At 72.3% G+C, this 9,203-nt stretch carries 5 protein-coding genes; 3 read left to right on the top strand and 2 right to left on the bottom strand.

Features of this window, described 5'->3' with window-relative positions:
• Positions 1-114: 114 nt before the first annotated feature.
• Entirely contained in the window at positions 115-2,145 is a 2,031-nt protein-coding gene (locus tag C5508_RS02350) for an alpha-1,4-glucan--maltose-1-phosphate maltosyltransferase (RefSeq protein ID WP_104523212.1), read from the bottom strand.
• A gap of 158 nt (positions 2,146-2,303) precedes the next feature.
• Between C5508_RS02350 and glgP the strand changes: the two genes are divergently transcribed.
• Both glgP and C5508_RS02340 read left to right on the top strand, forming a co-directional pair.
• Positions 2,304-4,853 carry an alpha-glucan family phosphorylase gene (glgP, locus tag C5508_RS02345; protein WP_104523210.1) on the top strand — a complete coding sequence of 850 codons (2,550 nt, stop codon included), beginning with the start codon at positions 2,304-2,306 and terminating at the stop codon, positions 4,851-4,853.
• Positions 4,854-4,976: 123 nt separating this feature from the next.
• Positions 4,977-5,939, top strand: a complete 963-nt coding sequence (locus tag C5508_RS02340) for an FHA domain-containing protein (protein ID WP_104523208.1) — start codon at positions 4,977-4,979, stop codon at positions 5,937-5,939.
• Positions 5,940-6,071: 132 nt separating this feature from the next.
• Here the strand turns inward: C5508_RS02340 and glgX are convergent, their stop codons facing one another.
• Entirely contained in the window at positions 6,072-8,246 is a 2,175-nt protein-coding gene (gene glgX / locus C5508_RS02335) for a glycogen debranching protein GlgX (RefSeq protein WP_232796864.1), read from the bottom strand.
• A gap of 71 nt (positions 8,247-8,317) precedes the next feature.
• Between glgX and C5508_RS02330 the strand changes: the two genes are divergently transcribed.
• Entirely contained in the window at positions 8,318-9,124 is an 807-nt protein-coding gene (locus tag C5508_RS02330) for an ABC transporter ATP-binding protein (RefSeq protein WP_232796863.1), read from the top strand.
• Positions 9,125-9,203: the final 79 nt, after the last annotated feature.

The following is a 9,203-nucleotide window of genomic DNA, read 5'->3' as shown; positions in this document are numbered from 1 at the left end:
TGGGAAACGTAAATGGTTTTTAAGAGACAGGTCGCGGCCCGCTCAGGGCGGGGTGACCCCCTTGCCGGGTCCCGCCGCGAGCTGGCGAGTGGCGGGGGGCAAGGGGGTCGTTCGTCAGTCGACCGGCGGCGGGAACTGCACCGGCCGCGGGAAGCTGATCCCGAACACGTGCGCCGGTTCCCGGTAGGGATCCAGCTCGACGTAGTTGAACTGACCCCAGTCGTACCGGGCGCCGGTGATCTCGTCGGTGACCGCGAACCGCTCGTGCCAGTCCAGCCCGAGGGTCGGGAGGTCCAGAGCCGTCGTCCCGATCTGGGTGTTGTGGCTCGAGAGGTTGACGACGACGAGGACGGCGTCGTCCGAGCCGGGGTCGGTCTTGGTGAAGCAGAGCAGGTTCGGGTTGTCCACCGCGTGGAACCGCAGCGTGCGCAGCTGCTGCAGCGCCGGGTGGGCGCGCCGGATCTCGTTGAGCCGGCGCAGGTAGGGCGCGAGGCTGCGACCGCTGGCCTCGGCGCCGGCCCAGTCGCGCGGGCGCAGCGAGTACTTCTCGCTCTGGTGGTACTCCTCGCTGCCCGGCTTGACCGCTACGTGCTCGAACAGCTCGAACCCGGAGTAGACGCCCCAGGTCGGGCTCAACATCGAGGCGAGCACCGCGCGGATCTTGAACATCGGCGGGCCGCCGAACTGCAGCGACTCGTGGAGGATGTCCGGGGTGTTCACGAAGAAGTTCGGCCGCATGTAGTGCGAGTTGGTGGCGAGCTCGCGGCCGTACTCCTCGATCTCCTCGCGCTCGGTCCGCCACGTGAAGTACGTGTAGGACTGCGTGAAGCCGATGCGGGCCAGCTGGTGCATCATCGCCGGCCGCGTGAACGCCTCGGCCAGGAAGAGGACGTCGGGATCGGTCTTCTTGACCTCCCAGATCAGCCAGTGCCAGAAGTTCAGCGGCTTGGTGTGCGGGTTGTCGACGCGGAAGATCCGGACGCCGGCGTCCATCCAGTGCCGGACGACCCGCAGCACCTCGGCGTACAGACCCTCGGGGTCGTTGTCGAAGTTGATCGGGTAGATGTCCTGGTACTTCTTCGGCGGGTTCTCCGCGTAGGCGATCGTGCCGTCGGGGAGCGTGGTGAACCACTCGGGGTGCGCCTCGACCCAGGGGTGGTCCGGCGCGGCCTGCAGCGCCAGGTCGAGCGCGATCTCCATGCCCAGCCCGCGGGCCCGGTCGACGAAGGCGCGGAAGTCCTGAAGCGTGCCGAGCTCGGGGTGGACGGCGTCGTGCCCGCCCTCGGCGCTGCCGATGGCCCACGGGGAGCCGACGTCCTCGGGGGCGATCTCGTGCGGGTTGCCGCCGGGGAACTGGGCGGTGTTGGGGCCCTTGCGGTTCACCGTGCCGATCGGGTGGATCGGCGGCAGGTAGACGATGTCGAAGCCCATGTCGGCGATGGCCGGCAGCCGGTCGCCCGCGGTGGTGAAGGTGCCGTGGGTCGGCACGCCGCCGACGACGGGCCCCTCCGAGCGCGGGAAGAACTCGTACCAGGAGCCGTAGAGCGCCTCGCGCCGGTCCACCCACACCTCGTAGGTGGCCGACGCCGTGACCAGCTCCCGCACCGGGTGCTCGTGCAGGTACCGCTGCAGCCCGGCCGCGAGCGCGGGGGCGATGCGGACGGTCAGCTCCAGGGAGGTGTCCCGCAGCGACTCGGCGGCGGCCGTGACGCGGCCGCGCCAGTCGGCGTCGGCCTCCGCGGCGACCCGCTCCAACAGCCGCGCGCCCTCCTCGAGGTCGTTGGCGAGGTCCTCGGCGCCCTGGCCGGCCTCGACCTTGACCTCGACGGCGTGCTTCCACGTCTCGAGGGGATCGCTCCACGCCTCGACCCTGAAGGTCCACAGACCCTCGCGGTCGGGCACGACCGTGGTCAGCCACCGGTCCGGCTCCGGCGGCAGCTTCGCCATCCGGAGGAACGGGGGAGTCCCGTCGTCCCCTGGGGGGCTCCACACGACGTTCGCCGCGACGGCGTCGTGCCCCTCGCGGAACACGGTGGCGGTGATCGGCAGGTGTTCACCGACGACCGCACGGGCGGAGAAGGTCCCGCAGGACACGACGGGGGCGACATCGGTGATGCCGAGGCGGAGATCAGCGCGGCCAGTCATCGCCGACCACGCTATCGACCCGTCGCCCCACCAGCATCTCGGCCGATGATCTGCCCCTCCCGCCTCACCCGTTGAGGCGGTGGGAAGGCGCGGCACGCGGTGCCAGGAGTTCATCGGGAAGCCCTGACGAACGGCGCGAGTCTGGTTAGTCTCGGCCGGTGCGAGCTCTCCGACGTTTCACCGTCCGCGCGGCTCTGCCGGAGCCGCTCCTGCCGCTGTCGCAGCTGGTGATGAACCTGCGCTGGTCGTGGCACCCCGAGACGCGGGATCTCTTCGAGACCCTGGACCCCGCGCTCTGGCAGCGCTGCGGCGGGGACCCGGTGCGCGCGCTGGGGGAGGTGTCGGCCGAGCGGCTCGCCCAGCTGGCCGGTGACCGCCGCTTCGTGCGCCGGCTCACCGACGCCGTCGACGACCTCGACGAGTACCTCTCGACCCCGCGCTGGTACCAGTCGCTCGGCCCGGAGGCGCCGCAGACCATCGCCTACTTCTCCGCGGAGTTCGGCATCACCGAGGTGCTGCCGCAGTACTCGGGCGGGCTCGGGATCCTGGCCGGGGACCACCTCAAGGCCGCCTCCGACCTCGGCGTCCCGCTGATCGGTGTCGGCCTGCTCTACCGGGCCGGCTACTTCACGCAGGGCCTGTCGGCGGACGGCTGGCAGCTCGAGCACTACCCGTCGCTGGACCCGCACGGCCTGCCGGTCAAGTTGCTGCGCCAGTCCGACGGCTCCGCCGTGGTCATCAACGTCCCGCTGCCCGAGGGGCGGACCCTGTTCGCCCACGTCTGGCGGGCGCAGGTCGGCCGGGTCTCGCTGCTGCTGCTCGACAGCGACATCGAGGAGAACGCGCCCGCCGAGCGCCTGGTCACCGACCGTCTCTACGGCGGCGACGAGGACCACCGCCTGCGTCAGGAGATGCTGCTCGGCATCGGCGGCGTGCGGGCGCTGCGGGCGTACTGCTCGCTGACCGGGACCGCGATGCCGGAGGTGTTCCACGCCAACGAGGGTCACGCCGGCTTTCAGGGCGTGGAGCGCATCCGCGAGCTCACCGAGGCCCACGGCCTGGGCTTCGCCGAGGCGCTGCAGGCGGTCCGCGCGGGCACCGTGTTCACCACCCACACCCCGGTGCCGGCCGGGATCGACCGGTTCCCCAAGGCGCTGATCGAGCGCTACTTCGCCGGGTTCGGCGTGCCGATGGAGCACCTGCTCCCGCTGGGCGCCGAGGAGGACCCGTCGAAGTTCAACATGGCGCACATGGGCCTGCGGCTGGGGCAGCGGGCCAACGGGGTGAGCCAGCTGCACGGCCACGTCAGCCGCGGCATGTTCAACGGGTTGTGGCCGGGCTTCGACGAGGGCGACGTCCCGATCGGGTCGATCACCAACGGCGTGCACGCGCCGACCTGGACCGCGCGCGAGCTGGTCGAGATGGGCACCCAGACCTCCAGCCAGGGCGACCCCGTCGGCATCGACGGTGAGGTCCACTTCGACGGCGTGGATCGCATCCCGGCGGCCGAGCTGTGGGCGGTGCGGCGGACGCTGCGCGGGCGGCTGGTCGAGGAGGTGCGGCGGCGGGTCCGCGAGACCGCGCTGTCCCGCGGCGCGAGCGAGGCCGAGGTCGGCTGGACCGACACCGCCTTCGACCCCGACGTCCTGACCATCGGATTCGCCCGGCGGGTGCCGTCGTACAAGCGGCTCACGCTGATGCTGCGTGACCCCGAGCGGCTCAAGGCGCTGCTGCTGGACCCCGAGCGGCCGATCCAGTTGGTCATCGCCGGCAAGAGCCACCCCGCCGACGACGGCGGCAAGAAGCTGATCCAGCAGATGGTGGCCTTCGCCGACGACCCGGAGATCCGGCACCGCATCGCGTTCCTGCCCGGCTACGACATCGGCATGGCCCGCTACCTCTACTGGGGCTGCGACGTCTGGCTGAACAACCCGCTGCGCCCGCTCGAGGCTTGCGGCACCTCCGGCATGAAGGCGGCGCTGAACGGCGGGCTGAACCTCTCCATCCGCGACGGCTGGTGGGACGAGTGGTTCGACGGCCAGAACGGCTGGGCGATCCCGACAGCCGACGGCGTCAGCGACGCCGACCGGCGGGACGAGGTCGAGGCGCGGGCGATCTACGATCTGCTGGACAACCAGGTCCTGCCGCGCTTCTACGAGCGCGACCGCACGGGCGTGCCCGGCCGCTGGGTGGAGATGGTGCGGCACACGCTGCGCGAGACCGGTCCCAAGGTGCTGGCCACCCGGATGGTCCGGGACTACGTGCGCAACCTGTACGTGCCGGCGGCCGGCTCGGCGCGGACGATGGCGACCGACGGCTACGCCCCGGCGCGCACCGAGGCGTCGTGGCGGGCGCACCTGCTCCACCACTGGCACGACGTGCGGGTGGCGCACGTCGAGGCCACCGGTGCGGGCGACGCCCCCGAGATCGGGTCGACGCTGGCCCTGCGTGCCGAGGTCGAGCTGCCGGGTCTGGAGCCGTCGGACGTCGTCGTGCAGGCCGCCTACGGCCGGGTGGACGACGCCGACGGTCTGCACGAGCTGACGACGGTGCCGATGGCACACGAGCACACCGACGGGTCGCGGCACTGGTTCACGGCCACGGTTCCGCTGGAGCGCACCGGCGCGTTCGGCTACACGGTGCGTGTTCTCCCGTACTCTCAGTACTTGGCCGATCCGGCCGAGCTCGGGGTGGTCAGCACCGCGTGATCGCGACACCATCCAACTCATCCGCCACGCCGATCCCAGTGACCGACTGTGACCTCAGAATGCCCCGGCGTGGCGGGTTGGCCGGGGCGCCGAGATCGGCTGTGCATCACTAGTCTGGACGGCATGCCCGACCGCTGTGAAGTCCTCCCCGGAGATGCCGTCGTCGCCCGCCGCGGCGGCGGCCTGCTGTGGGTCGACGCTCCCGGCTCGCCCGCCCTCGTGTCCGCCCTGCATGCCTGCCTCGGTGTGTCCGGGCCGGGCGCCGACCGCGTGCTGGCCGCCGTGGCCGGCCAGGTGAGCTCCCTCGCCTCGGGTGGCGCGTCCTTCGCCCTCGTCCTCACCGACGACACCGGTTCCGGTGTCGCGCTGTGGGCGGGCAAGGGCCAGCCGGCCGTCGACGGTGTCCCCGTGTCCGGATCGTCGGTCGAGGGCGGCACGCTCGCCTCCGGCTTCTCGCTGGGGCAGTCCCTGTACGTGGGCCCCGGTCAGTCGGCGCCCCGCACGCCGCCCGGCGTGAGCTTCGACCTCGTCGAGGGCACGGTGCCCGGTGGCGGCGCGACGTTGCACCTGGCCGCGGCCGCCCCGTCGTCGTCGGCCGTACCGGCGGCGTCGGGCACCCCGGCGCCGTCGTCCTTCGCCGCCTCCTCCGACTCCGGCTTCGGGTCCTCCCGCGGGTCGACGGCGGCAGCCCGCCCGGAGTCCGGCGAGCAGACGGCGTTCTGGTCGCCGAGCACCGACGGCGCCGTGCCGCTGCTGCGCTTCGACGACGGCATGGTCGTCACCATCGACGAGGACCTCGTGCTCGGCCGCCGTCCCGACAACCACGAGATGGTCTCCAGCGGCTCGGCCCGCGCGGTGCCGATCGCGGACACCCAGAACGTGCTGTCCTCCGCCCACGCCGCGCTGACCCGATCGGGCCGCGAGGTCTCGCTGGTCGACCTCGGCTCGCTGAACGGCACGCACGTCGCCGGTCCCGAGGCCACCGAGTGGACGCAGCTGGAGCCGGGGGTCGCCCACCCGCTCTCCGACGGCGACCGCCTGCTGCTGGGCTGGACCGTCATCACCTTCGAGCAGCCGCAGGAGTAGCGGCAGCCGCACGCTGACGAGAGCCCCGGTCCGACATCGGACCGGGGCTCTCCTGCGTCCAGTGGGTAGCTGCTGTCGCCCGCGACGGCGCGTCGCCGCGTGTCGGCGACCGCAACTGCCCACTCGACGATGTCAGGGGCGGCGTTCGATCCGCAGCAGCCAGACGCAGCGGCCCGGCAGCTCCACCGGGCCGGGTGCGAGGAAGGCCGGCGCCGGGGGAGCGCCGCGCGGGTACTCGGTCGAGAGCACCAGCTCGTAGCCGTCGGCCCACGGCGGCCCGGGCAGCTCGACCGTGACCGGGTCGGGGCCGGCGTGCAGCTGCACCAGGTAGCAGTCGTCGACCAGCGGGTGGCCGTGCTCGTCGCGGTGACGGATGCCGCGACCGTCGAGGTACATGCCGATGGTCTGCAGCCCGGTGTCGAACCACTGGCTGGTCGTGAGCTGGCCGCCGTCCGGGGCGAACCAGGCCAGGTCGCGCGTGCCGCCGGTGCCCGGCAGCTCGTGGCCCTCGAAGAACGCCTCCTGCCGCAGCACCGGCGCCCCGCGGCGCAGCCGGACCAGGTGGGTGACGAAGGCGAGCAGGTCCTCGTCGACGTTCTCCCAGTCCAGCCAGGAGATCTCGTTGTCCTGGCAGTAGGCGTTGTTGTTGCCCCGCTGGGTGCGGCCGATCTCGTCACCGGCGGTCAGCATCGGCACCCCGGTGGACAGCAGCAGCGTCGTCAGCAGGTTGCGGACCTGCCGCCCGCGCAGCTCCAGGACGTCCGGGTCGTCGGTGGGCCCCTCGACGCCGCAGTTCCAGTTCCGGTTGTGGCTCTCGCCGTCCCGGTTGTCCTCGCCGTTGGCCTCGTTGCGCTTGTGCTCGTAGGCCACCAGGTCGGCCATGGGGAAGCCGTCGTGCGCGGTGACGAAGTTGATGCTGGCGAACGGACGGCGGCCGTCGGAGCGGTAGAGGTCCGAGGAGCCGGTCAGCCGGTAGGCCAGGTCGCGGACGCCGACGTGCGCCCCGGACCAGACGTCGCGCACGGTGTCGCGGTACTTGCCGTTCCACTCCGTCCACGGCGGCGGGAAGTTGCCCACCTGGTAGCCGCCGGGGCCGACGTCCCACGGCTCGGCGATCAGCTTCACCTGGCTGACCACCGGGTCCTGGTGGACGACGTCGAAGAAGGCCGACAGCCGGTCGACGTCGTGCATCGAGCGGGCCAGCGCGGAGGCGAGGTCGAAGCGGAAGCCGTCCACGTGCATCTCGGTGACCCAGTAGCGCAGCGAGTCCATGAGCAGCCCGAGCACCGCGGGACGCCGGACGTCGAGGGTGTTCCCGCAGCCGGTGTAGTCGGTGTACCGGGCGCGGTTGCCGCCGTCGAGGCGGTAGTAGCCGGCGTTGTCGATGCCCTTGAACGACAGGGTCGGCCCGCTGTGGTCGCCCTCGGCGGTGTGGTTGTAGACGACGTCGAGGATCACCTCGATGCCGGCGGCGTGCAGCTCGCGCACCATGGTCTTGAACTCGGTGACCTGGCCGCCGCCACTGCCCGCGGAGCTGAACCCGGCGTGCGGGGCGAAGTAGCCCAGGGTGTTGTAGCCCCAGTAGTTGGTGAGCCCGCGGCGCAGCAGGTGCGGCTCGCTGACGAAGGAGTGCACCGGCAGCAGCTCGACGGCGGTGACGCCCAGGGACAGCAGGTGCTCGACGAACGCGGGGTGCGCCAGCCCGGCGTAGGTGCCCCGCAGGTGCGGCGGGACCCCGGGGTGCCGCGCGGTCGCCCCCTTCACGTGCACCTCGTAGATGACGGTGTCCGACCACGAGCGGCGCAGCGGCCGGTCGCCGTCCCAGGGGAAGGGGTCGTGGACGACGACGCCGCGCGGCACGAAGGGCGCCGAGTCCTGGTCGTCGGGGACATGGGAGTCGACCGTCTCGTAGGGGTGGCCGAACAGCGCGGTGCTCAGCTGCAGCTCTCCGTCGACGGCCCGGGCGTAGGGATCCAGCAGCAGCTTCGCGGGGTTGAACCGCAGCCCGGAGAACGGGTCGTAGCCGCCGTGCACGCGGTAGCCGTAGCGCTGCCCCGGGCCGACGCCGGGCAGCCGGCCGTGCCACACCTGGTGCGTGGTCTCCTCGAGGCGGTGGCGGTGCTCGGTGCCGTCGGCATCGAACAGGCACAGGTCGACCGCGGACGCCCCGCCCGACCACAGCGCGAAGTTCGTCGCGCGCCCGTCCCAGGTGGCCCCGAGCGGTGCGGGGGTGCCCGGGAGCAGGCCGGGGACGACGCCGCTCAGGTGGCCGGAGGGGTGGTGCCCCGCTCGGGAGGAATCGGTCACGGCGCGATCGTGCCCCCTCCGACGGCGGACGGGGCGCAACGTCGGCGCAACGGAGTTGATTGGATGGGGGTGTGTCGAGCGCAGACGCCTCCGCGGGGGCCGTCGTACGGATGACCGGGGTCGACGTCGTCCGAGGGCAGAACGACCTGCTCAAGGGGGTCGACTGGCGGGTGGAACCGGATCACCGGTGGGTGGTCCTGGGGCCCAACGGTGCGGGGAAGACGACGCTGATGCAGCTCGCCTCCGCTCTGATGCACCCCACGCGCGGTGAGGTGCAGTTGCTGGGGGAGACCCTGGGAGCGGTCGACGTCTTCGAGCTGCGCCCCCGGATCGGCATCACCAGCGCCTCGCTGGCCCAGCGCATCGCCCCCGAGGAGAAGACCGGCGACGTCGTCGTCTCCGCGGGGTACGCCGTGGTCGGGCGGTGGCGGGAGCGCTACGACGTCCACGACCTCACCCGTGCCGGGATCCTGATGCAGCAGTGGGGCGTCGCGCAGTACGCGCACCGCCCGTTCGGCACGCTCAGCGAGGGCGAGCGCAAGCGGGCCCAGATCGCCCGGGCGCTCATGCCCGATCCTGAGCTGCTGCTGCTCGACGAGCCCGGCGCCGGCCTGGACCTGGGTGGCCGCGAGGACCTCGTCGCGCGGCTCTCGGACCTCGCGAGGTACCACTACGCGCCCGCGCAGGTGCTGGTCACCCACCACGTCGAGGAGATCCCGCCGGGCTACACGCACGCCCTGCTGCTCCGCGACGGCGAGGTGGTGGCCGCCGGCGCGGCCGACGACGTCCTGACCGCGCCGATGCTGTCGGACACCTTCGGCCTGGCCCTGTCGCTCACCCGGACGAACGGCCGCTTCACCGCCCGCCGCGCAGGGTGACTGGCTGGAACGGCTCCGCTGCGGGGCCCGCGCCGAGCGGACGAGGTGCGGGGGGCAGCGGGGTCCTTCTAGGGTGCGG

Source organism: Blastococcus atacamensis (assembly GCF_002938425.1).
GTDB classification, from domain to species: Bacteria; Actinomycetota; Actinomycetes; order Mycobacteriales; family Geodermatophilaceae; genus Blastococcus; species Blastococcus atacamensis.
The sequence above is the reverse complement of the archived record's forward strand: the minus strand, read 5'-3'. Positions and strand labels throughout refer to the sequence as shown.

Coding starts and splice junctions, on each gene's coding strand:
- C5508_RS02350 (WP_104523212.1), bottom strand. CDS start 2,145: ATGACTGGCCGCGCTGATCTCCGCCTCGGCATCACCGATGTCGCCCCC.
- C5508_RS02340 (WP_104523208.1), top strand. CDS start 4,977: ATGCCCGACCGCTGTGAAGTCCTCCCCGGAGATGCCGTCGTCGCCCGC.